This is a genomic window from Pseudomonas sp. P5_A2_2 (assembly GCF_054177685.1).
The window spans coordinates 1-1,152 of record NZ_JBGCUL010001248.1 but is presented as its reverse complement, the minus strand read 5'-3'; the positions used below and the strand labels follow the sequence as shown (position 1 = coordinate 1,152).

Here is a 1,152-nt window from a genome sequence, read left to right as displayed (position 1 = left end):
CGTTCGGCCTGGCGAGTGGCCAGGGCTGCGTTGGCGCGGTCGACAGCGAGGCGGAAGTCGTCGCCTTCGAGTTTGATCAGCAACTGGCCTTTCTCGACATGCTGGTTGTCCTGCACCAGTACCTGATCGATGCGCGCGCCCAATTGGCTCGACACACGGGTGATCTCGCCCTGGACATAAGCGTTGTCGGTGCTTTCATAAAAGCGCCCCTTGAAGAACCAGTGGGCAAACAGGCCCCCTGCAATCAACAGGACCATCAGCAGGAAGGTGAAGAGGCGACGCTTGAGTTGGGCAGGCATGGGGAAAACTGTAGTTGAGAAATTGTAAGAGAAGTTATCAGCAGGCRAATCTGGCATACAGCCGATAAACGGTAAATGCCATCGACCGATATCCGCGGCATACGGGCGTTACAGCCGCAACCTTGGCTTAAATGCCCTGTTCGCTGGAGCCGGGCGGGTGTCGCCTGTTACCATTCGCGCCTTGTTTGAACTTTGCTTTTTTTCTTTTCGAGACATGCCATGACCACCGTCCGCACTCGCATCGCGCCATCGCCTACCGGGGATCCCCACGTAGGTACCGCTTACATCGCCTTGTTCAACTACTGCTTTGCCAAGCAGCACGGCGGTGAGTTCATCCTGCGGATCGAAGACACCGACCAACTGCGTTCGACCCGCGAGTCCGAACAGCAGATTTTCGACGCCTTGCGCTGGCTGGGGATCGACTGGAGCGAAGGCCCGGACGTCGGCGGCCCGCACGGTCCATACCGTCAAAGCGAGCGCGGCGATATTTATCAGAAGTATTGCCAGCAACTGGTCGACCTGGGCCATGCGTTCCCGTGCTTCTGCACCGCCGAAGAACTGGACCAGATGCGCGCCGAGCAAATGGCCCGTGGCGAAACCCCGCGCTACGACGGCCGCGCCTTGCTGCTGTCCAAGGAAGAAGTCGCCCGTCGCCTGGCGGCTGGTGAGCCCCACGTTATCCGCATGAAAGTACCGAGCGAAGGCGTCTGCGTGGTGCCGGACATGCTGCGCGGCGACGTTGAAATCCCGTGGGACCGTATGGACATGCAAGTCCTGATGAAGACCGACGGCCTGCCGACGTACTTCCTGGCCAACGTGGTCGACGATCACCTGATGGGCATCACCCATGTAT

General features: G+C 59.4%; 2 protein-coding genes. One reads left to right on the top strand and one right to left on the bottom strand.

From position 1 onward, the window contains the following. Positions 1-299: HlyD family secretion protein (locus ACXRVY_RS30535; RefSeq protein WP_458239143.1), on the bottom strand; the 299-nt coding region annotated here is incomplete at its 3' end. A gap of 219 nt (positions 300-518) precedes the next feature. Here ACXRVY_RS30535 and ACXRVY_RS30530 point away from each other — a divergent pair. Then, on the top strand, positions 519-1,152 hold a 634-nt coding region (locus tag ACXRVY_RS30530), incomplete at its 3' end, for a glutamate--tRNA ligase (protein ID WP_458239142.1).